Origin of the sequence: Acidovorax sp. Leaf73, assembly GCF_916855635.1 — a bacterium.
GTDB classification, from domain to species: domain Bacteria; phylum Pseudomonadota; class Gammaproteobacteria; order Burkholderiales; family Burkholderiaceae_C; genus Acidovorax; species Acidovorax facilis.
This window is the reverse complement of sequence record NZ_CAKASI010000006.1, coordinates 315,597-335,526: the sequence shown is the minus strand read 5'-3', so window position 1 is coordinate 335,526 and position 19,930 is coordinate 315,597. Positions and strand designations below refer to the sequence as shown.

Genomic DNA, 19,930 nt, shown 5'->3' with positions numbered 1-19,930 from the left:
AAAATCAGGGGCTTCATGCCCGCAGTCTCCTTCCAAGCAATCTCCAAGACCTTTGCCACGCCCAAAGGCCCTTTTCAGGCACTGAACCAGGTCAACCTGGACATTGAGGAGGGCGAGTTCTTCGGACTCCTCGGCCCCAACGGTGCCGGTAAAACCACCCTGATCAGCATCCTCGCGGGCCTGGCGCGCGCCAGCAGCGGCCGTGTGCTGGTGCAGGGCAGCGACGTGCAGGCCGACTTCGCCGAGGCGCGCCGCAAGCTCGGTGTGGTGCCGCAGGAACTGGTGTTCGACCCCTTCTTCAATGTGCGCGAATCGCTGCGCATCCAGTCCGGCTATTTCGGCGTGAAGAACAACGACGCCTGGATCGACGAGCTGCTGGAGAACCTGGGCCTTACCGACAAGGCCAACGCCAACATGCGGCAACTCTCGGGCGGTATGAAGCGCCGCGTGCTCGTGGCGCAGGCGCTGGTGCACAAGCCGCCCATCATCGTGCTCGACGAACCCACGGCCGGCGTGGACGTGGAGCTGCGCCAGACGCTGTGGCACTTTGTCGCGCGCCTGAACAAGGAAGGCCACACGGTGTTGCTGACCACGCATTACCTGGAAGAAGCCGAAGCCCTGTGTGGCCGCATTGCCATGCTCAAGTCCGGCCAGATCGTGGCGCTGAACCGCACCAGCGAACTGCTGCAGGCGGCTTCAGGCAGCATCCTGCAGTTCAAGACCGATGCGGCTTTGCCACCCGCCCTGGCGATGGCGGCGCGTGTCACCGGTCGTATCGTGCAACTGCCCGCGCACGACGCCGCAGAGATCGAAAGCCACCTGGCAGCGCTGCGCGTAGCGGGCGTGGAGGTGCATGACATGGAGATCCGCAGGCCGGACCTGGAGGATGTGTTCTTGCAGGTGATGTCCGGTACATCTGCGTCCAACATCCCACTCGAAGGTGTCGCGCTATGACCGGCTGGCAGACCCTGTTCTACAAGGAAGTCCTGCGGTTCTGGAAGGTCAGCTTCCAGACCGTTGCCGCGCCGGTGCTCACGGCCGTGTTGTACCTGCTGATCTTCGGCCACGTGCTCGAAGACCATGTGAAGGTCTACGACCGCATCAGCTACACCGCCTTTCTGGTGCCCGGCCTCGTGATGATGAGCGTGCTGCAAAACGCCTTTGCCAACAGCTCGTCGAGCCTGATCCAGAGCAAGATCATGGGCAGTCTGGTGTTTGTGCTGCTCACGCCGCTGTCGCACTGGGCCTGGTTTGTGGCCTATGTGGGCTCGTCCATGGTGCGCGGGCTGGTGGTGGGGCTGGGTGTGTTCATCGTCACGCTGGCTTTTGCGCGGCCAGAGTTTGCGGCGCCGCTGTGGATACTGGTGTTTGCGTTGCTGGGCGCGGGCCTGCTGGCCACGTTGGGGCTGATTGCGGGGCTGTGGGCCGACAAGTTTGATCAGCTCGCCGCGTTCCAGAACTTCGTGGTCGTGCCCATGACGTTCCTCTCGGGTGTGTTCTATTCCATCCAGTCGCTGCCCCCGTTCTGGCAGACCGTGAGCCACCTGAACCCGTTTTTCTACATGATCGATGGTTTTCGCTATGGCTTCTTCGGCCAGAGCGACACCTCGCCCTGGCTCAGCCTCAGCATCGTGGGCATCGCCTGGCTGGCCGTGAGCTTTCTCGCCGTCCACCTGCTGCGCACCGGCTACAAAATTCGCAACTGATTCCGAGCCCAACATGACCGCTGACCAACTCAAAGACATCATCACCGCTGGCCTGGCCTGCGAACACATCACGCTGGAGGGCGATGGGCGCCACTGGTACGCCACCATCGTCTCGGCCGAGTTCGAGGGCAAGCGCGCCATCCAACGCCACCAGCGCGTGTACGCCACGCTGGGCGCGAAAATGCATACGGATGAAGTTCACGCGCTGTCGATGAAGACCTTCACCCCCGCCGAGTGGGCGGCGCAAGCGCAGTGACGCTGCCTGCCTGGGTACTCATTTATTGATAGCTGTTAACGCTTGATAGATAAGCGCTAAGGGCCATTTTCATTCATATTTTGGTTGTTAGATAGAGATGGACAAACTCCTGATTCGCGGCGGACGCACCTTGCAAGGCGAGGTGCTGGTCTCTGGCGCCAAGAACGCCGCCTTGCCGGAGTTGTGTGCCGCGCTGCTCACCGCCGACCCGGTGACCCTGCTCAACGTGCCCCAGCTGCAGGATGTGAGCACCATGCTCAAGCTCATCCGCAATATGGGCGTGACCGCAGAGCGCGCCGACGACGGCACGGTGCGCATCGACGCCAGTGCGCTCAACACGCCCGAGGCGCCGTACGAGTTGGTCAAGACCATGCGCGCCTCGGTGCTGGCGCTGGGCCCGCTGCTGGCCCGCTTTGGCGAGGCCACGGTGTCGCTGCCCGGCGGTTGTGCCATCGGTTCGCGCCCTGTGGACCAGCACATCAAGGGCCTGGCCGCCATGGGTGCCGAGATCGTGGTCGAGCACGGCTACATGATCGCCAAGCTGCCTGCGGGTTGGACGCGTTTGAAGGGCGCGCGCATCACCACCGACATGGTCACCGTGACCGGCACCGAGAACTTCCTCATGGCCGCTGCGCTCGCTGAGGGCGAGACAGTGCTGGAAAACGCCGCACAAGAGCCCGAAATTTCGGACCTGGCCGAGATGCTGATCGCCATGGGCGCGAAGATCGAAGGCCACGGCACCAGCCGCATCCGCATCGAGGGCGTGGACCAACTGCACGGCTGCACCCACCGCGTGGTGGCCGACCGCATCGAGGCTGGCACCTTCCTCTGCGCTGTGGCAGCCACGGGCGGTGATGTGATGCTGCGCCATGGCCGCGCCGACCACCTGGATGCGGTGATCGAAAAGCTGCGTGAGGCCGGTGCCACCGTGCAAGCGGTCGAGGGCGGTATCCGCGTGCAAAGCGCGGGCGGCGCCACGCTCAAGGCCCAGGGCTTTCGCACCACCGAGTACCCCGGTTTCCCCACCGACATGCAGGCCCAGTTCATGGCGCTCAACTGCATTGCGCAGGGCACGGCCACGGTGACCGAGACAATTTTTGAAAACCGCTTCATGCATGTCAATGAGCTGGTGCGGCTGGGTGCCAAGATCCAGACCGATGGCAAGGTGGCGGTCATCGAAGGCGTGCCCCGCCTGTCCGGCGCCACCGTGATGGCCACCGACCTGCGTGCATCGGCCAGCCTCGTCATTGCCGGCCTGGTGGCTGATGGCGAAACCGTGGTGGACCGCATCTACCACCTGGACCGTGGCTACGACTGCATGGAATCCAAACTGCGCGGCATTGGCGCCGACATTGAAAGAGTGAAAGCATGACGATGATCACCCTGGCGCTTTCCAAGGGCCGCATCTTTGACGAAACCCTGCCGCTTTTGGCCGCCGCAGGCATCGAGGTGCTGGAAGACCCCGAAAAATCGCGCAAGCTCATCCTGCCCACGAACCAGCCCAACGTGCGCGTGGTGCTGGTGCGCGCCACCGACGTTCCCACGTATGTGGAATACGGCGGCGCCGACATCGGCGTGACCGGCAAGGACACCCTGATCGAACACGGTGGCCAGGGGCTGTACCAGCCGCTGGACCTGCAGATTGCCAAGTGCCGCGTGAGCGTTGCCGTGCGCAACGACTTCGACTACGAACGGGCCGTCAAGCAGGGCTCGCGCCTGAAGGTCGCCACCAAGTACACGTCGATTGCGCGTGACTTCTTTGCCACCAAGGGCGTGCATGTCGACATGGTCAAGCTTTACGGCAGCATGGAACTGGCGCCGCTCATCGGCCTGGCCGATGCCATCGTCGACCTGGTGTCCACCGGCAACACGCTCAAGGCCAACCACCTGGTGGAGGTGGAGCGCATCATGGACATCAGCTCCTACCTCGTTGTGAACCAGGCCGCGCTCAAGCTCAAGCAGGCACCGCTGCGCCGCATCATTGATGCGTTTGCCTCGGCCATCCCTGCCCCCAAGAACTGAACCAACCTTTGAACGCACTATGACTTTGGTAGCTGCTCCCGCCCGTCTGTCCACCGCTGCGGCCACTTTTGAGGCTGATTTTGCAGCCCGCCTGCATTGGTCTGCCGACACCGACGCGGCCATCGAGCAGCGCGTGGCCGACATCCTGGCCGACGTGCAAAAGCGCGGCGATGCGGCGGTGCTGGAATACACCGCCCGCTTCGACGGCCTCTCGGCACCGAACATGGCCGCGCTGGAGCTGACCCAGGCCGACTTCAAGGCCGCGTTTGACGCCATCCCCCAGGCCCAGCGCGACGCGCTGCAGGCAGCCGCCAAGCGCGTGCGCAGCTACCACGAGGCGCAGAAGAAGGCGTCGGGAGAGAGCTGGAGCTACCGCGACGAGGACGGCACGCTGTTGGGCCAGAAGGTCACGCCGCTGGACCGCGTGGGCATCTACGTGCCCGGCGGCAAGGCCGCCTACCCGTCGAGCCTGCTGATGAACGCCATCCCGGCCCACGTAGCGGGAGTGCAGGAAATCATCATGGTCGTGCCCACCCCCGTGCGTGGCAGCGTGGCGACCGGCGGAACGGGCGAGGGCACCTCGACGAAGGGCGAGCGCAACGAGCTGGTGCTGGCCGCCGCCTACGTGGCCGGTGTGACCCGCGCCTTCACCATCGGCGGCGCACAGGCCGTGGCCGCGCTGGCCTACGGCACGGCCACCGTGCCCAAGGTGGACAAGATCACCGGCCCCGGCAACGCCTACGTGGCCAGCGCCAAGAAGCGCGTGTTCGGCACCGTGGGCATCGACATGATCGCAGGCCCGAGCGAGATTCTGGTGCTGGCCGATGGCACCACGCCGCCCGACTGGGTGGCGATGGATCTCTTCAGCCAGGCCGAGCACGACGAGCTGGCCCAGAGCATCCTGCTGTGCCCCGACGCCGCCTACCTCGATGCCGTGCAGGGCGAGATCGACCGCCTGCTGCCCACCATGCCGCGCGCCGAGATCATCGCCAAGAGCCTCACCGGCCGGGGCGCACTGATCCTGACGAAGGACATGGAAGAAGCCTGCGCGATCAGCAACCGCATCGCACCGGAACACTTGGAAGTGAGCAGCACCGACCCACACCGCTGGGAGCCTTTGCTGCGCCACGCGGGCGCGATCTTTCTGGGCGCCTACACCTCCGAAAGCCTGGGCGACTACTGCGCAGGCCCCAACCACGTGCTGCCCACCAGCGGCACGGCACGCTTCTCCTCCCCGCTGGGCGTGTACGACTTCCAGAAGCGCAGCAGCATCATCGAGGTGAGCGAAGCTGGTGCCCAGGTGCTGGGCACCATCGCCGCCGAGCTGGCCTACGGCGAGGGCTTGCAGGCCCACGCGCAGGCGGCCGAGATGCGGCTCAAGGCTGGAGTCAAGCCGCGCTGATCGCCCCCCGGGGCAGGGCACCCTGTGTGGGTGCCGACGCCTTGGGCTGAGATGCGGCGGGTGCAGGCGGACAGGCGGCTCCTGCCACCGCCCGGTGTTGTGCCCAGTTCAGCCGCGCGGGCCGGTGGCCTTCGGCACTGACCCGCAGTCGCACGGGTCCGGTGAAGGACAGGCGCTGGCCGGCCTCCAGAAAGTAATCCTCCAGTAGACCATCACAGGTCACCCAGACGCGGCCTTGTTCGACTTCGAGCAGGGCAATGTCGCCTGCGCGGAAGTCCAGCACCTGGACAGCCTGCAAGGGCGGCAGCGGCTGGCGCTTCCATTGCAGCGTGAGAGGAACCGCAGGCTGGCTGGGCAGTGCGGGCGACGGTGGGGTGGGGGTGTGCAGCGTGTTCATGCCTTCACTGTGCGGCCACCTGCGATGCGCCACCAGCCACAGGCCTGCACAATCTGGGCCAGTACAGAACAGCAAACCAACCCATCTGTACTGGTCGTACTGGGATGCCTCTGTACTGTCTATCGACCAGAGGGCCAGTACAGAATGCAGCATGGCCACCGATGACGCACCCCCGCTGTACCTTCAAATCGCCGAACAGCTCGCGCAGCTGATCCGCAATGGCACGCTCGCGCGCGGCGAAAAGCTGCCGTCGGTGCGTGAGCTGGCGCGCCAGCACGGCGTGGCGCAGACCACGGTGGTGCAGGCCTACCACTGGCTCGAAGATGCGCGCCTGATCACCGCGCGCCCGCGCTCAGGCTTTTTTGTGGCGGCGCGGCCGGTGAGCCTGCCCGAGCCCAGCACACCGCGCCCGATGCGCCGCCCGCGCGAGGTGTCGGTGGACTGGCTGGGCCAGCGTATCCTGGGGCGCAACCAGCCGGTGGACATGATCTCGTACAGCAGCGGCACGCCCGGCCCCGAGCTGTTCAACCCCGACCGCGTGCGCCGCGCCGTGGTGCGCGCCGCGCAGCGCCACCGCAACCTGCTGTGCACTTACCCCGGTTCGTCGGGCCATGAGGACGCGCGCCGCGCCCTGGCGCGCTATGCCGTCAGCCTGGGCTGCAGCCTGGACCCCGAGAACATCGTGATCACCGGCGGCTGCATGGACTCCATTGCGCTGTGCCTGCGCGCGGTGACGCAGCCGGGCGACGTGGTGGCGCTGGAGTCACCCACGCATTTTTCGTTTCTGGAGGTGCTGCAGGGCCTGCACCTCAAGGCGCTGGAGATTCCCACCCACCCGCGCAACGGACTGTCTCTTGATGCGCTGCAGCTCGCGCTGGACACCCAGCCCGTCAAGGCCGTGATGGTGGTGCCCACGCTCAGCAACCCGCTGGGCAGCTGCATGCCCCAGGCCGAGCGCAGGCGCCTGGTGCAGATGGCGGCGCGGCACGACATGGCGGTCATCGAGGACGCGATCTACAACGATCTGGTCGAGGTGGACGAGATGCGCCGCACCGTCAAGTCGTACGACACCACAGGCCATGTGATGTTGTGCGACTCGTTCTCCAAGACGCTGGCGCCGGGCCTGCGCCTGGGCTGGCTGGAGGCCGGCCGCTGGGCCGACAAGCTGCGCGCCATCAAGGACCTGCAGGCGGGTGGCCAGTCCGCCGTGCTGGAGCTGGCCCTGGCCGACCTCATCACTCAGACGGGCCACGCCGCCGCCATGCGCCAGCTGCGTGCGGCCGTGGCGGCGCGCATGGATGAGGTGCGCCACGTGATTGCCGCGCACTTCCCGCAGGGTACGCGCGTGAGTGACCCGCCCGGCGGCCTGCTGCTGTGGCTGGAGCTGCCTCGCGCGCTCGATTCCGTGCAACTGCACGAGGCCTGCCTGGCCCGGCAGATCCTGATCGCACCCGGCACGGTGTTCAGCGCCAGCGGGCGGTTCCGCAACTGCCTGCGCATTGGCGTGGGCGGCGACTGGTCGCCTGCCCATCTGGAGGCGCTGCGCACCGTGGGTGACATGGCGTGCCAGATGCTGCAGGGCGGGGCACAGCGCAAGGCGGCTTGATTGTGGTGTTTTAATCAACACGAAATTCGTGGTACACGAAGTTCGTGTAATATTTAGTCCATGAAAAACATCACCGTGACCATGGACGACACCGTTGCCGAATGGGTCCGCGTGGAAGCCGCCAAGCGCGGCAGCAGCGTCTCGCGCCTGCTCGGTGAATGGCTGGCCGAAAAGATGCGCCAAGAAGACGCCTACGCACAGGCCATGCGCGAGGCACTTGGGTTTGAATCCTGGGGCGCGTCCAGCGGGCCCTATGTGCCGCGCGAAACCCTGTTTCTGCGCTAAACCGGGCAAAACGCATGGCCACCGTCCCCATCTTTGTCGATACCGAAATCCTGCTCGCCAGCGTGGACGACCGCGATGCCGGGCGCCAGGCGCGGGCGCGTGAATGGATCAGCTTTTGCTGGCAGACGCGCAGCGGCCGCATCAGCTCGCAGGTGCTCAACGAGCTGTACAACCAGGCCATCCAGCGTTTTGATGGCCCCCACGTGCTGCAGCAGGTGCGCGCCCAGGTGCGCCGCCTGCGCGTGTGGCTGCCGCCGCACCTCGACTCCTACACGGTGGACGGCGCCTGGGACCTGCAGGACCGCTACCGCCTGGGCTACTGGGATGCGCTCATCCTCTCGTCCGCCCATCAGCAGGGCTGCCGCTACCTGCTCACCGAAGCGTTGCCACACGACCAGCCGATGGACGCCGTGCGGCCGATCAACCCTTTTCTTGTCACCCCCAACGAACTGGACACCACCGAATGACTACTCCTGCGTCGTCTCCTCTCCAAGCCCTGGCCCGTATCCGCCCCGACGTGCGCGCCATGCACGCTTACGGCGTGCAGCCCTCCACCGGCATGCTCAAGATGGACGCGATGGAGAACCCGTTCCGCCTGCCCGCGCACCTCCAGGCCGCGCTGGGCCAGCGCCTGGGCGCGGTGGCGCTCAACCGCTATCCCGGCGACCGCCTGCTGGACCTCAAGGCCGCCCTCGCCAAATATGCAGGCATGCCCGAGGGCTACGGCGTGGTGCTGGGCAACGGGTCGGACGAACTCATCACCCTGCTGGCCCTGGCCTGCGCCCAACCCGGCACGGGCCAGCGCGCCACCATGCTCGCGCCCATGCCGGGTTTTGTGATGTACCCGCTGTCCGCGCAGCTGCAGGGTCTGGACTTCGTTGGCGTGCCGCTCACGCCCGACTTTGAGCTGGATGAGCCCGCCATGCTGGCGGCCATCGCCCAGCACAACCCCGCCATCACCTACATCGCCTACCCCAACAACCCCACGGCCACACTGTGGGACGAGGGCGCGGTGCAGCGCATCATCGACGCCGCGGGCGCACAGGGCGGTATCGTGGTCATGGACGAGGCCTACCAGCCCTTTGCCAGCCGCACCTGGATCGACCGCATGCGCGCTGAGCCCGCGCGCAACGCGCACGTGCTGCTCATGCGCACGCTCAGCAAGTTTGGCCTCGCAGGCGTGCGGCTGGGCTACCTCATCGGGCCCTCGGCGTTCGTGAGCGAGATCGACAAGGTGCGCCCGCCCTACAACGTGAGCGTGCTCAACTGCGAAGCCGCCCTGTTTGCTCTGGAACACGCCGAAGTTTTCGCCGCCCAGGCGGCGGAAATCCGTGCCGAACGCACCACGCTCATCGCAGCCCTGCGCCAGATGCCGGGTGTCGAAAAGTGCTGGGACAGCGAGGCCAACATGGTGCTGATCCGTGTGGCGGATTCCGCCAAGGCCTACGAGGGTATGAAAAACCGCAAGGTGCTCGTCAAGAACGTTTCTACAATGCACCCATTGCTGGCCAACTGCCTGCGCCTGACGGTAGGCAATGCCGAAGACAACGCGCAGATGCTGGCCGCACTCCAAGCCTCCCTATGACTTCCTCCGCACTCGTACCTTCCGCCCCATCGGCCGACCCGATGGCCGACCGCATCGCCGAGGTCAGCCGCAACACCGCCGAAACGCGCATCAGTGTGCGCATCAACCTCGACGGCACCGGCCAGGCGAAGCTGCACACCGGCATCGGCTTCTTCGACCACATGCTCGACCAGATCGCCCGCCATGGGCTGATCGACCTCGACATCGACTGCGAGGGTGACCTGCACATCGACGGCCACCACACCGTGGAAGACGTGGGCATCACGCTGGGCCAGGCTTTTGCGCGCGCCGTGGGCGACAAGAAAGGCATCCGCCGCTACGGGCATGCCTATGTGCCGCTGGACGAAGCGCTATCGCGTGTGGTGGTGGATTTCTCGGGCCGCCCCGGGCTGCACATGGATGTGAAGTTCACCTCCGGGAGCATCGGCCAGCTCGACACGCAACTGGTGTTCGAGTTCTTCCAGGGCTTTGTGAACCACGCGGGCGTCACGCTGCACATCGACAACCTCAAGGGCGTCAACGCACACCACCAGTGCGAGACCATCTTCAAGGCGTTCGGGCGCACGCTGCGCGCGGCGCTGGAGCGCGACCCGCGCTCGGCCGGTGTCATCCCCTCCACCAAGGGTTCGTTGTGAAATTTTGGGTTAAATCAGGCGCTATCGCTTGATGGATAAGCGCTAGTAGCTATGAATATGGAAGCAAAAACAGTGGCGGTCGTGGACTACGGCATGGGCAACCTGCGCTCAGTGTCGCAGGCCGTGCAGGCCGCCGCCGAGGGCACGGGCTGGACCGTGGTCGTCACCCAGCGCCCCGAAGACGTGCGTGCCGCCCAGCGCATCGTGCTGCCAGGGCAGGGCGCCATGCCCGACTGCATGCGCGAGCTGCGCGAGTCCGGCCTGCAGGAATCGGTGCTCGAAGCCGCTGCCTCCAAGCCAATGTTCGGCGTGTGCGTGGGCATGCAGATGCTGCTGGACCATAGCGCCGAGGGGGATACGCCGGGCCTGGGCCTCATCCCTGGCGATGTGCTCAAGTTTGACCTGGCAGGCCGCACCCAGCCCGACGGCAGCCGCTTCAAGGTGCCCCAGATGGGCTGGAACCAGGTGCGGCAGATGCCCCACGCCCACCACGGCGGCGGCGTGCACCCGGTGTGGGCTGGCGTGCCGGACAGCAGCTACTTTTACTTTGTGCACAGTTTCTACGCCGTGCCGCAAAATCCTGCCCACTGCGCAGGCCAAACGGACTACGGCGGTTTGTTCGCCGCCGCCATTGCACGCGATAATATTTTTGCGACCCAGTTTCACCCGGAGAAAAGCGCGGAGCATGGCTTGGCCCTGTACCGCAATTTTCTGCACTGGAATCCCTGATCCCTTAACCGCCACCCGTTCGGGCCGAGCTGCGTCTCGCCCTTTTTCACCCGAACTCCACCACCATGCTGCTCATCCCCGCCATCGACCTCAAAGACGGCCACTGCGTACGCCTCAAACAAGGCGATATGGACCAATCCACCACCTTTGGTGAAGACCCCGCCGCCATGGCGCGCAAATGGGTGGATGCCGGTGCACGCCGCCTGCACCTGGTGGACTTGAACGGTGCGTTTGCGGGCGTGCCCAAGAACTACAGCGCCATCAAGTCCATTCTGAAAGAGGTGGGCGACGACATTCCCGTGCAGTTGGGCGGCGGTATCCGCGACCTGGACACCATCGAGAAATACATCGACGGCGGCCTGCGCTACGTGATCATCGGCACGGCTGCGGTCAAGAACCCCGGTTTTCTGAAGGACGCCTGCAGCGCCTTCGGGGGCCACATCATCGTGGGGCTCGACGCCAAGGACGGCAAGGTCGCTACCGACGGCTGGAGCAAGCTCACCGGCCACGAGGTCGTGGACCTGGCCAAGAAGTTCGAGGACTGGGGCGTCGAATCCATCATCTACACCGACATCGGCCGCGACGGCATGCTCTCGGGCATCAACATCGACGCCACGGTGAAGCTGGCCCAGGCTTTGAGCATCCCCGTGATCGCCTCGGGCGGCCTGTCGAACATGACCGATATCGAGCAGCTGTGCGCGGTGGAGAGCGAAGGCGTCGAAGGTGTGATCTGCGGCCGCGCCATCTACAGCGGCGACCTCGACTTTGCTGCGGCGCAAGCGCGTGCCGACGAACTGAACGGCTGAAACCGATCACCCCCTGAGCGGCTTCGCCGCTTCCCCCAGGGGACGACGCCAGTGGCCTGGCGAAGTCAGTTCCACGGCGTCTGCTGGCCTCGGTAGCGCCTAATCAACGAATCGCTCACTGACATGCTCGCAAAACGAATCATTCCCTGTCTTGACGTCACCGGAGGCCGTGTGGTCAAGGGCGTCAATTTCGTCGAGCTGCGCGACGCAGGCGACCCGGTCGAAATTGCCGCGCGCTACAACGCGCAGGGCGCTGACGAGCTCACCTTCCTCGATATCACCGCCACCAGCGATGGCCGTGACCTCATCCTGCACATCATCGAGGCCGTGGCCAGCCAGGTGTTCATTCCACTCACCGTGGGTGGCGGCGTGCGCACTGTGGAAGACGTGCGCAGGCTGCTCAATGCGGGTGCCGACAAGACCAGTTTCAACTCGGCCGCGATTGCCAACCCTGACGTCATCAACGCCGTGTCTGCCAAGTACGGTGCTCAATGCATCGTGGTGGCCATCGACGCCAAGCGCCGCTCGGCCGAGGATGCGCAGCGCCTGGGCGCCAACGGTCAGCCCGTGGGTGCGGGCTGGGACGTGTACAGCCACGGGGGGCGCAAGAACACCGGCCTGGACGCCATTGCCTGGGCCACTGAGATGGCGCGGCGCGGTGCGGGCGAAATCCTGCTGACCAGCATGGACCGCGACGGCACCAAGGCAGGCTTTGACCTGGAGCTGACCCGCGCAGTGAGCGATGCGGTGAGCGTGCCCGTGATCGCCTCGGGCGGGGTGGGTAACCTGGACCACCTGGCCGACGGCATCCAGACCGGTGGTGCCGACGCGGTGCTGGCCGCCAGCATCTTCCATTACGGCGAATACACCGTGGGCCAGGCCAAGGCCCGCATGGCCGAGCGCGGCATTCCGGTGCGTCTGTGACGACGCCATTCGCGGGCGCGCGTTGGGCGCTGGTGGTGGCCTTGGCGGCCACGGCACTGCCCGCTGCGGCGCAGCAGGTGCCGCCCCCGTCGTATGCGAGTTTTTCCGAGCGCCTGCCCTGTGTGCACCGCATTGGCCGCTGCTTTGACGCGACCATCGGCGGCAAGCCGGTGGAGGTGATTGCCGACAAGGCCGAATTCGAGAAGCTCCAGGCCCTGCTCCAGACGCTGAACAGCAATGTGCGTGACGTGCACTGGATCGTGCGCGAACCCGTGTTGGGCACGCTCGCGCTGGACGTGGAAACCCGCGCCAACACGCTGGGTTTGCCGCTGGTGGGCGATGAGAAGGAAGAGCCCGATGTCACCATCTATGCCCTCGACGGCCAAGATCTGGAGAGCGAATCGGAGCTGGTAGCACAGCAAAGCGTGCGCGTGAATGGCCAGCCCGTGATGACGCAGCAGGAAACCCTCACGCAGGATTTTCTGCCCCCGGGGCGCTATGCGTTTGCCATCAAGTACCTGGGCCGCAAGAACTGGGATCGCAAGTGGGTGTTTTTGACCGTGGCAAAGTAAATCTTCGATCAAAAGTGGTTCTGGCGCTGAGTGTGAAAGCGCTGATAGCTATTGTTTTTGTAGTCAGATTTACGCGCTGCGCAGTGCTGCAATTGGCTGCAAGCTGCCCGACGATGCATCTGTTTTTTCATTGAACTCTCATTTTGATAGCTGCTAGCGCTTGATGGATAAGCGCTAGAGGCAAAAATGACCTCAAAACCGCTCGCCCGGCAGGCGGGCTGGTCATTCAAATCACCGACAATCCCGCCCATGAACTGGCTCAACGAAGTGAAATGGGACGCGCAGGGCCTGGTGCCCGTGATTGCGCAGGAGCAGGGCACGGGCGACGTGCTGATGTTTGCCTGGATGAACCGCGAGGCCCTTGCCAAGACGGCAGAACTCGGCCGCGCCGTGTACTTCAGCCGCTCGCGCAAGAAGCTGTGGTTCAAGGGCGAAGAGTCCGGCCACGTGCAGACCGTGCACGAGATCCGCCTGGACTGCGACAACGATGTGGTGCTGCTCAAGGTCACCCAGCTCGGCCACGAGCCTGGTATCGCCTGCCACACAGGCCGCCACAGTTGCTTTTTCAGCGTGCTCAAGGACGGAGCCTGGCACGCGGTCGATCCGGTCTTGAAAGACCCTGAATCCATCTACAAGTAATGGCAATGGACGACAAGACCATGAGTTCCAACGATTCCCTCGCACGCCTTGCCGATGTGATTGAAAGCCGCAAGCCTGCCAACGGCGGCGATCCCGACAAGAGCTATGTCTCGCGCCTGCTGCACAAGGGGCCGGATGCGTTCTTGAAGAAGATCGGCGAGGAGGCCACCGAAGTCGTCATGGCGGCCAAGGATGTGGACCACGGCGCCGACAAGTCCAAGCTGGTTTACGAAGTGGCCGACCTCTGGTTCCACTCCATGGTGGCCCTGGCCCACTATGGCCTCACGCCTGCCGATGTACTGACCGAGCTGGAGCGCCGCGAGGGCACCAGCGGCATCGAGGAAAAAGCCTTGCGCAAGGTGGTTGCGCGCACTGCCGAAGAAGGGGCCCCATGAACGACATCATCGACGTGCAAAGCAATGAGCAAAAGGCCCAGGGCCTGAAGAACATCGGCTGGGTCAGCTATGTGCTGCACCTCATCGTGGCCGTGGGGGCTGTGCTGCCAGGCGCGCAGGCCAGTGCGCTGTTGCTGGTCATTGCGCTGGTGATTGACTTGGTCAAGCGCAGCGATGCCGAGGGCACCTGGCAGGCCAATCATTTCTCCTGGCGCATCCGCTCGACGATCTGGGCTGGTGTTCTGTATGTGGTGACCGCGCCCCTGTGGCTGCTGCTGATTGCGCCGGGCTGGATTGCCTGGGGGCTGATCTCGCTGTGGTTCCTGTACCGCATCGTGCGCGGCATGCTGGCCATGAGCAAGAACCAGGCGGTGGATGCCTGAACCGACGGCGTCCCTGTCGCACCTGTCATCCCTGCCACGGCTGAACCTGGCCCTGCAGGGTGGGGGCTCCCACGGTGCGCTCACCTGGGGTGTGCTGGATGCCTTGCTGGAGGATGGCCAGTGGCAGTTTGATGGCGTGAGCGGCACCAGTGCTGGCGCGATGAATGCCGTGGCCATGGCGCACGGCTTTGCCAAAGCCGCACAGGAGCACAAAGACCCCCACGAAGCGCACCTGGCTGGTTGCGTCCAGGCGCGTGAAACGCTTGCCCGGCTGTGGGAGGGCGTGGGCACGCTGGGCAGCCTGATGTGGGGCTCGCCCCTGTCGGCCGCCAACCCCATGATGGGGCTGATGCGCCAGTGGCTCTCGCCCTACCAGACCAATCCGCTCGACATCAACCCGCTGCGCCGCCTGCTGGAGCGCGAGGTGGACTTTGACCTGCTGTGCACTGTGCGCCGCGCCAGCGCTGCGGCGGGCGGGCCCAAGGTGTTTGTGTGCGCCACCAACGTGCGCACCGGGCGCGGCGAAATCTTCTCTGGCCCCCGGCTGAGCGCGGATGCCGTGATGGCGTCGGCCTGCTTGCCAGCGCTGTTCAAGGCCGTGGAAATCGACGGTGAGCATTACTGGGACGGCGGCTATTCGGGCAACCCTGCGTTGCACCCGCTGATCTATCAGACCGAGACCTCCGACATCCTGCTCGTGCAGATCAACCCCATCGAACATCTGGATCTGCCCCACTCAGGCCAGGAAATCATGGAGCGCATGAACGAAGTCACCTTCAATGCCAGCCTGCTGGCCGAGTTGCGCGCCATCGAGTTCGTGCGCCGTCTGCTGGCCGAGGGCAAGCTGGATGCGCGCCGCTACAAAAGCGTGCGCATGCACCGCATCGACGGCGGCGCCGTGCTGGCGCCCTTTGGCGCAGACAGCAAGGCCCGTGCGGACATGGCCTTTGTGCGCAAGCTTTTCGCCCTCGGCCGCACGGCCGGGCAGGAATGGCTGCACGCGCACCGCAAGGATGTGGGTGTGCGGCCCACCATCAATATCGCTGAAAATACATGAAGCCCCCCTGTGCCGCCTACGGCGCCTTCCCCCTTGGGGGACGCCACCCGTGGCCTGGCAAAGCCAGTTCCACGGTGGCACTGGCTTCGCGCGCGCCGGTTGCGACCGCTTTGGATGGCGAGCAGCGCCTGGTGACCTGTTAATTTTGTACTGACATTTTCCTCATGCACGATCCGAACTGCCTCTTCTGCAAAATCATCGCAGGCCAGATTCCTTCGAAAAAGGTCTATGAAGACGAAGAAATTTTCGCCTTCCACGACATCCACCCCTGGGCGCCGGTGCACTTTCTGATGGTGCCCAAGCTGCATATCCCTTCGATGGCGCAGGTCACCGAGGAACACGCGGGTGTGCTGGGGCGCATGATGGCGCTGGCGCCGAAGCTGGCAATGGAGCAGGGCTGCAACCCGTACCCGGAGGGTGGCTTTCGCGTCGTGGTAAACACGGGGCTTGAAGGTGGGCAGGAAATCCACCACCTCCATATCCATGTGATGGGCGGTCCCCGTCCGTGGCTCAAAGGCTGAACCAGGCTGACGGGTCGTGCAGGGAGATTCCCGCAGTTCTGCTTGGGCGGTGAACTCCTGTCACGCCCCCCGTCTAAAATGATTGCAATTCGTTAGGAGATATTCCATGGGCTCTTTTTCCATCTGGCACTGGCTGATCGTGCTGCTGATCGTCGTCATGGTGTTCGGCACCAAGAAGCTCAAGAACATGGGCTCCGATCTCGGGGGCGCCGTCAAGGGCTTCAAGGACGGCATGAAAGACGGTTCGGCCGACGCGGCTGCCACCACCACCCCACCCGCGGGCCAGGTTGCCAACAACCCTGCGACCGACAAGACCACCATCGATGTCGAAGCCAAGCAAAAGAGCTGAGCGGGCTGTTCCCGCTGGCACCCGCACGCTTTGCGCTTGATCCATGATTGATATTGGCCTGTCCAAGATGGCGCTGATCGGCGCGGTGGCTCTTATAGTCATCGGGCCCGAGAAGCTCCCCCGTGTGGCCCGCACGGTGGGCACCCTGCTGGGCAAGGCCCAGCGTTACGTGTCCGATGTGAAGGCCGAGGTCAACCGGTCCATGGAGCTCGACGAGCTCAAGAAAATGAAGGACACGGTGGAGAACGCCGCACGCGATGTGCACAACTCCATCCAGACCAGCGCCAGCGAGTTCGAAAAGGACTGGGCCGAGGCTACCGACACCGCCAGCTCGGCGTTGCAGGACCAGACCGCCGTCGTGCCGGCTTACAAACACCCCGGCAAGAACTGGCGCCTCAAGCGGGGTGCGGTGCCCCAGTGGTACAAGGCCCGAAGCGGTGTGCGCACCAAGGCACAGTCCGGCGCGGCCCGTGTGGCGCGTTTCCGTCCCCGTAAATTCCATTGATGCAGCAGCCACCAGCGCACCGCGCGCTGCATGGGCGGCCCTGACGCCCACGAAAACCCAACATGTCCGAAACCCCTTCCAAAGAAGACGAGCTGGCCGGTACCGAGCAGCCGTTTGTGCAGCACCTGATGGAGCTGCGCGACCGGATGGTCAAGGCCATCATTGCCATCGCGATTGCGGCGGCGATTTTGTTCTTCTTCCCTGGCCCCGGCGCGCTGTATGACTTTCTGGCGGCGCCGCTGGTGGCCCACCTTCCCAAGGGCGCCACGCTGATCGCCACGTCGGTGATCTCGCCGTTCATGGTGCCGCTCAAGATCTTGTTGATGTCGGCCTTTTTGCTGGCACTGCCGTTTGTGCTGTGGCAGGTGTGGGCCTTTGTGGCGCCTGGCCTGTATTCGCACGAAAAGAAGCTGGTGCTGCCGCTCGTGATCTCCAGCACGCTGCTGTTCTTCATCGGGGTGGCGTTTTGCTACTACCTGGTGTTTGGCCAGGTGTTTGCGTTTATCCAGAGCTTTGCGCCCAAGAGCATCACCGCCGCGCCAGACATCGAGGCCTACCTGAGCTTTGTGCTGTCGATGTTCCTGGCGTTTGGCTTGTCCTTCGAGGTGCCGATTGCCGTGGTGGTGCTGGCCCGCATGGGCATCGTGAGCGTGCAGAAGCTGCGGGAGTTTCGTGGCTATTTCATCGTGATCGCCTTTGTGATCGCTGCCATCGTCACGCCGCCCGATGTGGTGTCGCAGCTGTCGCTGGCGATCCCCATGTGTCTGCTGTACGAGGTGGGCATCTGGGCGGCGCAGATCTTCATCAAGCACACCAAAGCCCCGGAAGAGGGTAGCGAGCCCGCCTCCAACGCCTGAAGGTTGAGTTTCTCGTGAAAATTGGCTCTAGCGCTTGTTGGATAAGCGCTCCAAGCTATATTTTTAATAGCTGACGGGTTACATCAGCGGCCATGTCGCAGTGTTCTGCGCGCAGCCCCTAAAAACTGGCGCGTGCCCAATACCAGTGCCACCGCGGAACCGGCTTTGCGAGGCCGCTGGAGGCGTCTCCCTTTGGGGAAAAAGCGCAGCGGCTCAGAGGGGGCTTACCGCCTCACATTGCGCTGAGGCTTGGGGCGCACGCCGGGGTTGATGCTCAGTTCCACCATCTTGTCGCCACGCTGCACGTTGAATGGTGCCGCAGTGCCGGGCTTGAGCCCCGCCACGGCGGTCAGCAACTCGGACACATTGCTCACCTTCCTACCTTCAACCCGCACGATCACATCGCCGGGCCGCATGCCCGCCTGGGCGGCGGGGCCGTCCTGCAGCACGCCGGTGATGATCACGCCCTCGGTGGCTTTCACGCCGAAGGTTTCTGCCAGTTCGGGTGAGAGTTCGTTGGGCTCCACGCCAATCCAGCCGCGTGTGACCTGGCCGTCCTGCACGATGCCATCCAGCACCATGCGGGCCGTAGACACAGGGATTGCAAAGCCGATGCCCATGCTGCCGCCCGAGCGCGAGTAGATGGCCGTGTTGATGCCCATGAGGTTGCCATTCACGTCCACGAGAGCGCCGCCCGAGTTGCCAGGGTTGATGGCCGCATCGGTCTGGATGAAGTTCTCGAAGGTGTTGATCCCGAGCTGTGTGCGGCCCAGCGCGCTCACGATGCCGCTGGTCACCGTCTGCCCCACGCCAAACGGGTTTCCGATGGCCAGCACCTGGTCGCCCACGGCGAGTACGTCCGAGTTGCCCAGCACGATGACGGGAAGCTTGTCGAGTTCGATCTTGAGGATGGCCAGGTCGGTGTCGGGGTCGGTGCCGATCACGCGGGCGCGGGCGCGGCGGCTGTCGGTCAGTGTCACTTCGATCTCGTCGGCGCCCTCCACCACGTGGTTGTTGGTCAGGATGTAGCCGTCGGGGCTCACGATCACCCCGCTGCCCAGCCCGGCCTGCGCCTGGGCACCCTGGTCGCCAAAGAAGAACTGGAACCAGGGGTCGTTGCTGCGCGGATGGCGCACGGCTTTGCTGGTGTTGATGCTGACCACCGCCGGCGCCGCCTGGCGCGCCGCAGCGCTGAAGCTGCCCGCCGCAGGTTGCGCATTGGCCGGGGCAGGGGGTGCTTCGAGCAGCGCAATGCCCGCGCCGGAGCGTGTGGTGGCGCCCCGGCCCAGCCAGCTCGGCTGCAGGGTGGCGACAACGAAGTAGGCCGCAACGAACACCGTGACGGCCTGCGAGAACAACAGCCAGATGCGTTTCATGAAATTCTGTACAGGTGATGGGCTGGAGAAGGGGCGGCGGGCGGTGTGCATGCCACGGCTGCCTCCCGGAGAAAAGCATTGTCCCCCATGTGTGGGCGTGGGCCACGCGCGACAATAGCTGCATGAGCATTTCCCGCACCGAACTTTTGCAGGCGTTTGACAGCCTGCTGCAACCCGAGCGCTTCAAGGACTATGGCCCCAACGGCTTGCAGGTGGAGGGCAAGGCCGAGATCAGCCGCATCGTCAGCGGCGTGACGGCCAGCCGCGCCCTGATCGACGCGGCCATTGCTGCCCAAGCGGATGCCATCTTCGTGCACCATGGCCTGTTCTGGCGCGGGCAAGACGGCCGGGTGACGGGCTGGATGAAGCAGCGTTTGCAGTTGCTGCTCGCGCATGACATCAACCTGTTTGCCTACCACCTGCCGCTGGATGCCCACCCGGAACTGGGCAACAACGCCCAGCTAGGCCGGGTGCTGGGGCTCGTGGCCGACGCGCGGTTTGGCGAGAACGATCTGGGCTTTGCCGGGCCTGCCGCGTTTGCCGATGGGCAGGCCCTGGCCGACCATGTCGCGCAGGCCCTGGGCCGTCCCGTCACCTGGGTGCCGCCGGAAGGCGCTGCTGCGCAGCGGCCAGTCTGCCGCGTGGCCTGGTGCACAGGAGGCGCGCAGGGCTATTTCGAGGCGGCGATTGCGGCTGGGGCCGACGTGTTCATCACCGGCGAGATTTCCGAGCCCCAGGCACATCTGGCCCGCGAGATGGGGGTGGGTTTTATCGCCGCAGGGCACCACGCGACCGAGCGTTATGGGGCGCCTGCGGTGGCGGCGCAGGTTGCAGGGCGGTGGGGTCTGGGCCACCAATTCATCGAGATCGACAATCCTGCCTGATCGCTGGTAGCCTGGGTTTTTAGCTATAAAAATAATAGC

General features: G+C 64.7%; 27 protein-coding genes. 24 read left to right on the top strand and 3 right to left on the bottom strand.

The annotated features are described in order from the left end of the window. The first annotated feature begins 15 nt into the window (after positions 1 to 15). The 6 genes from LPA35_RS21280 to hisD all read left to right on the top strand — a co-directional run bounded on the left by LPA35_RS21280 (position 16) and on the right by hisD (position 5,386). Complete coding sequence (locus LPA35_RS21280) at positions 16 to 954, top strand: ABC transporter ATP-binding protein (RefSeq protein WP_055399246.1); 939 nt, start codon at positions 16 to 18, stop codon at positions 952 to 954. Next, positions 951 to 1,706, top strand: a complete 756-nt coding sequence (locus tag LPA35_RS21275; RefSeq protein WP_228898792.1) for an ABC transporter permease — start codon at positions 951 to 953, stop codon at positions 1,704 to 1,706. The genes LPA35_RS21280 and LPA35_RS21275 overlap by 4 nt, the downstream gene beginning before the upstream one ends. 13 nt (positions 1,707 to 1,719) lie before the next feature. After that, on the top strand, positions 1,720 to 1,962 hold the full coding sequence (locus LPA35_RS21270; protein WP_015012677.1) for a BolA family protein: 243 nt from the start codon (positions 1,720 to 1,722) through the stop codon (positions 1,960 to 1,962). A gap of 97 nt (positions 1,963 to 2,059) precedes the next feature. After that, complete coding sequence (murA, locus tag LPA35_RS21265; RefSeq protein ID WP_228898790.1) at positions 2,060 to 3,334, top strand: UDP-N-acetylglucosamine 1-carboxyvinyltransferase; 1,275 nt, start codon at positions 2,060 to 2,062, stop codon at positions 3,332 to 3,334. Between the two features lie 2 nt (positions 3,335 to 3,336). Beyond that, positions 3,337 to 3,984, top strand: coding sequence for an ATP phosphoribosyltransferase (hisG, locus tag LPA35_RS21260; protein ID WP_121508815.1), 648 nt, complete (start codon positions 3,337 to 3,339; stop codon positions 3,982 to 3,984). A 19-nt stretch (positions 3,985 to 4,003) separates the two neighbouring features. After that, positions 4,004 to 5,386, top strand: coding sequence for a histidinol dehydrogenase (hisD, locus tag LPA35_RS21255; protein WP_228898788.1), 1,383 nt, complete (start codon positions 4,004 to 4,006; stop codon positions 5,384 to 5,386). Here hisD and LPA35_RS21250 read toward each other — a convergent pair. Continuing rightward, positions 5,373 to 5,783 carry a DUF2917 domain-containing protein gene (locus tag LPA35_RS21250; protein ID WP_108497075.1) on the bottom strand — a complete coding sequence of 137 codons (411 nt, stop codon included), beginning with the start codon at positions 5,781 to 5,783 and terminating at the stop codon, positions 5,373 to 5,375. The genes hisD and LPA35_RS21250 overlap by 14 nt on opposite strands. A gap of 151 nt (positions 5,784 to 5,934) precedes the next feature. On the opposite strand from LPA35_RS21250, the gene LPA35_RS21245 reads away from it, so the two are divergent. From LPA35_RS21245 to LPA35_RS21205, 9 genes are all read left to right on the top strand, one after another. Continuing rightward, positions 5,935 to 7,389, top strand: a complete 1,455-nt coding sequence (locus tag LPA35_RS21245) for a PLP-dependent aminotransferase family protein (RefSeq protein ID WP_108497076.1) — start codon at positions 5,935 to 5,937, stop codon at positions 7,387 to 7,389. 60 nt (positions 7,390 to 7,449) lie between these two features. After that, complete coding sequence (locus LPA35_RS21240) at positions 7,450 to 7,674, top strand: hypothetical protein (RefSeq protein WP_015012682.1); 225 nt, start codon at positions 7,450 to 7,452, stop codon at positions 7,672 to 7,674. A 14-nt stretch (positions 7,675 to 7,688) separates the two neighbouring features. After that, a complete protein-coding gene (locus LPA35_RS21235; protein ID WP_142148205.1) occupies positions 7,689 to 8,141 on the top strand; it encodes a PIN domain-containing protein in 453 nt (150 codons plus the stop codon). Beyond that, positions 8,138 to 9,259, top strand: a complete 1,122-nt coding sequence (gene hisC / locus LPA35_RS21230; protein ID WP_121422433.1) for a histidinol-phosphate transaminase — start codon at positions 8,138 to 8,140, stop codon at positions 9,257 to 9,259. The genes LPA35_RS21235 and hisC overlap by 4 nt, the downstream gene beginning before the upstream one ends. Further along, on the top strand, positions 9,256 to 9,894 hold the full coding sequence (hisB, locus tag LPA35_RS21225; protein ID WP_121422434.1) for an imidazoleglycerol-phosphate dehydratase HisB: 639 nt from the start codon (positions 9,256 to 9,258) through the stop codon (positions 9,892 to 9,894). Before hisC ends, hisB begins: the two co-directional genes overlap by 4 nt. Before the next feature lie 51 nt (positions 9,895 to 9,945). Beyond that, positions 9,946 to 10,623, top strand: coding sequence for an imidazole glycerol phosphate synthase subunit HisH (hisH, locus tag LPA35_RS21220; protein WP_055399227.1), 678 nt, complete (start codon positions 9,946 to 9,948; stop codon positions 10,621 to 10,623). A 65-nt stretch (positions 10,624 to 10,688) separates the two neighbouring features. Continuing rightward, entirely contained in the window at positions 10,689 to 11,429 is a 741-nt protein-coding gene (gene hisA / locus LPA35_RS21215; RefSeq protein ID WP_121422435.1) for a 1-(5-phosphoribosyl)-5-[(5-phosphoribosylamino)methylideneamino]imidazole-4-carboxamide isomerase, read from the top strand. 123 nt (positions 11,430 to 11,552) lie between these two features. Further along, a complete protein-coding gene (hisF, locus tag LPA35_RS21210) occupies positions 11,553 to 12,353 on the top strand; it encodes an imidazole glycerol phosphate synthase subunit HisF (protein ID WP_055399223.1) in 801 nt (266 codons plus the stop codon). Next, entirely contained in the window at positions 12,350 to 12,925 is a 576-nt protein-coding gene (locus LPA35_RS21205; protein ID WP_228898785.1) for a hypothetical protein, read from the top strand. Before hisF ends, LPA35_RS21205 begins: the two co-directional genes overlap by 4 nt. An 8-nt stretch (positions 12,926 to 12,933) precedes the next feature. Here the strand turns inward: LPA35_RS21205 and LPA35_RS21200 are convergent, their stop codons facing one another. Continuing rightward, positions 12,934 to 13,176, bottom strand: coding sequence for a hypothetical protein (locus LPA35_RS21200; protein ID WP_228898915.1), 243 nt, complete (start codon positions 13,174 to 13,176; stop codon positions 12,934 to 12,936). On the opposite strand from LPA35_RS21200, the gene hisI reads away from it, so the two are divergent. The 8 genes from hisI (at position 13,166) to tatC (ending at position 17,631) form a co-directional block, all read left to right on the top strand. Further along, positions 13,166 to 13,564 carry a phosphoribosyl-AMP cyclohydrolase gene (gene hisI / locus LPA35_RS21195; protein ID WP_176889144.1) on the top strand — a complete coding sequence of 133 codons (399 nt, stop codon included), beginning with the start codon at positions 13,166 to 13,168 and terminating at the stop codon, positions 13,562 to 13,564. The genes LPA35_RS21200 and hisI overlap by 11 nt on opposite strands. A gap of 20 nt (positions 13,565 to 13,584) precedes the next feature. Next, a complete protein-coding gene (locus LPA35_RS21190) occupies positions 13,585 to 13,959 on the top strand; it encodes a phosphoribosyl-ATP diphosphatase (protein WP_055399375.1) in 375 nt (124 codons plus the stop codon). Then, entirely contained in the window at positions 13,956 to 14,342 is a 387-nt protein-coding gene (locus LPA35_RS21185) for a hypothetical protein (protein ID WP_121422438.1), read from the top strand. The genes LPA35_RS21190 and LPA35_RS21185 overlap by 4 nt, the downstream gene beginning before the upstream one ends. Further along, a complete protein-coding gene (locus tag LPA35_RS21180) occupies positions 14,335 to 15,399 on the top strand; it encodes a patatin-like phospholipase family protein (RefSeq protein ID WP_228898783.1) in 1,065 nt (354 codons plus the stop codon). Before LPA35_RS21185 ends, LPA35_RS21180 begins: the two co-directional genes overlap by 8 nt. Positions 15,400 to 15,563: 164 nt before the next feature. Further along, positions 15,564 to 15,920 carry a histidine triad nucleotide-binding protein gene (locus LPA35_RS21175; RefSeq protein ID WP_055399213.1) on the top strand — a complete coding sequence of 119 codons (357 nt, stop codon included), beginning with the start codon at positions 15,564 to 15,566 and terminating at the stop codon, positions 15,918 to 15,920. Between the two features lie 106 nt (positions 15,921 to 16,026). Then, positions 16,027 to 16,269 carry a Sec-independent protein translocase subunit TatA gene (gene tatA / locus LPA35_RS21170; RefSeq protein WP_055399211.1) on the top strand — a complete coding sequence of 81 codons (243 nt, stop codon included), beginning with the start codon at positions 16,027 to 16,029 and terminating at the stop codon, positions 16,267 to 16,269. 43 nt (positions 16,270 to 16,312) lie between these two features. Next, a complete protein-coding gene (tatB, locus tag LPA35_RS21165) occupies positions 16,313 to 16,774 on the top strand; it encodes a Sec-independent protein translocase protein TatB (protein WP_055399209.1) in 462 nt (153 codons plus the stop codon). Positions 16,775 to 16,836: 62 nt separating this feature from the next. After that, a complete protein-coding gene (gene tatC / locus LPA35_RS21160) occupies positions 16,837 to 17,631 on the top strand; it encodes a twin-arginine translocase subunit TatC (protein ID WP_121422440.1) in 795 nt (264 codons plus the stop codon). Positions 17,632 to 17,855: 224 nt separating this feature from the next. On the opposite strand, the gene LPA35_RS21155 is transcribed toward tatC, so the two are convergent. Beyond that, positions 17,856 to 19,007 carry a S1C family serine protease gene (locus LPA35_RS21155; RefSeq protein WP_055399373.1) on the bottom strand — a complete coding sequence of 384 codons (1,152 nt, stop codon included), beginning with the start codon at positions 19,005 to 19,007 and terminating at the stop codon, positions 17,856 to 17,858. Positions 19,008 to 19,129: 122 nt separating this feature from the next. On the opposite strand from LPA35_RS21155, the gene LPA35_RS21150 reads away from it, so the two are divergent. After that, positions 19,130 to 19,891, top strand: a complete 762-nt coding sequence (locus tag LPA35_RS21150; RefSeq protein ID WP_228898781.1) for a Nif3-like dinuclear metal center hexameric protein — start codon at positions 19,130 to 19,132, stop codon at positions 19,889 to 19,891. Positions 19,892 to 19,930 lie beyond the last annotated feature (39 nt).

What these genes read in the sequence shown, in the direction of transcription:
- LPA35_RS21280 (WP_055399246.1), top strand. Translation starts at nt 16, where the DNA reads ATGCCCGCAGTCTCCTTCCAAGCAATCTCCAAGACCTTTGCCACGCCC.
- LPA35_RS21275 (WP_228898792.1), top strand. Translation starts at nt 951, where the DNA reads ATGACCGGCTGGCAGACCCTGTTCTACAAGGAAGTCCTGCGGTTCTGG.
- LPA35_RS21270 (WP_015012677.1), top strand. Translation starts at nt 1,720, where the DNA reads ATGACCGCTGACCAACTCAAAGACATCATCACCGCTGGCCTGGCCTGC.
- murA (WP_228898790.1), top strand. Translation starts at nt 2,060, where the DNA reads ATGGACAAACTCCTGATTCGCGGCGGACGCACCTTGCAAGGCGAGGTG.
- hisG (WP_121508815.1), top strand. Translation starts at nt 3,337, where the DNA reads ATGATCACCCTGGCGCTTTCCAAGGGCCGCATCTTTGACGAAACCCTG.
- hisD (WP_228898788.1), top strand. Translation starts at nt 4,004, where the DNA reads ATGACTTTGGTAGCTGCTCCCGCCCGTCTGTCCACCGCTGCGGCCACT.
- LPA35_RS21250 (WP_108497075.1), bottom strand. Translation starts at nt 5,783, where the DNA reads ATGAACACGCTGCACACCCCCACCCCACCGTCGCCCGCACTGCCCAGC.
- LPA35_RS21245 (WP_108497076.1), top strand. Translation starts at nt 5,935, where the DNA reads ATGGCCACCGATGACGCACCCCCGCTGTACCTTCAAATCGCCGAACAG.
- LPA35_RS21240 (WP_015012682.1), top strand. Translation starts at nt 7,450, where the DNA reads ATGAAAAACATCACCGTGACCATGGACGACACCGTTGCCGAATGGGTC.
- LPA35_RS21235 (WP_142148205.1), top strand. Translation starts at nt 7,689, where the DNA reads ATGGCCACCGTCCCCATCTTTGTCGATACCGAAATCCTGCTCGCCAGC.
- hisC (WP_121422433.1), top strand. Translation starts at nt 8,138, where the DNA reads ATGACTACTCCTGCGTCGTCTCCTCTCCAAGCCCTGGCCCGTATCCGC.
- hisB (WP_121422434.1), top strand. Translation starts at nt 9,256, where the DNA reads ATGACTTCCTCCGCACTCGTACCTTCCGCCCCATCGGCCGACCCGATG.
- hisH (WP_055399227.1), top strand. Translation starts at nt 9,946, where the DNA reads ATGAATATGGAAGCAAAAACAGTGGCGGTCGTGGACTACGGCATGGGC.
- hisA (WP_121422435.1), top strand. Translation starts at nt 10,689, where the DNA reads ATGCTGCTCATCCCCGCCATCGACCTCAAAGACGGCCACTGCGTACGC.
- hisF (WP_055399223.1), top strand. Translation starts at nt 11,553, where the DNA reads ATGCTCGCAAAACGAATCATTCCCTGTCTTGACGTCACCGGAGGCCGT.
- LPA35_RS21200 (WP_228898915.1), bottom strand. Translation starts at nt 13,176, where the DNA reads ATGGGCGGGATTGTCGGTGATTTGAATGACCAGCCCGCCTGCCGGGCG.
- LPA35_RS21190 (WP_055399375.1), top strand. Translation starts at nt 13,585, where the DNA reads ATGAGTTCCAACGATTCCCTCGCACGCCTTGCCGATGTGATTGAAAGC.
- LPA35_RS21185 (WP_121422438.1), top strand. Translation starts at nt 13,956, where the DNA reads ATGAACGACATCATCGACGTGCAAAGCAATGAGCAAAAGGCCCAGGGC.
- LPA35_RS21180 (WP_228898783.1), top strand. Translation starts at nt 14,335, where the DNA reads ATGCCTGAACCGACGGCGTCCCTGTCGCACCTGTCATCCCTGCCACGG.
- LPA35_RS21175 (WP_055399213.1), top strand. Translation starts at nt 15,564, where the DNA reads ATGCACGATCCGAACTGCCTCTTCTGCAAAATCATCGCAGGCCAGATT.
- tatA (WP_055399211.1), top strand. Translation starts at nt 16,027, where the DNA reads ATGGGCTCTTTTTCCATCTGGCACTGGCTGATCGTGCTGCTGATCGTC.
- tatB (WP_055399209.1), top strand. Translation starts at nt 16,313, where the DNA reads ATGATTGATATTGGCCTGTCCAAGATGGCGCTGATCGGCGCGGTGGCT.
- tatC (WP_121422440.1), top strand. Translation starts at nt 16,837, where the DNA reads ATGTCCGAAACCCCTTCCAAAGAAGACGAGCTGGCCGGTACCGAGCAG.
- LPA35_RS21155 (WP_055399373.1), bottom strand. Translation starts at nt 19,007, where the DNA reads ATGAAACGCATCTGGCTGTTGTTCTCGCAGGCCGTCACGGTGTTCGTT.
- LPA35_RS21150 (WP_228898781.1), top strand. Translation starts at nt 19,130, where the DNA reads ATGAGCATTTCCCGCACCGAACTTTTGCAGGCGTTTGACAGCCTGCTG.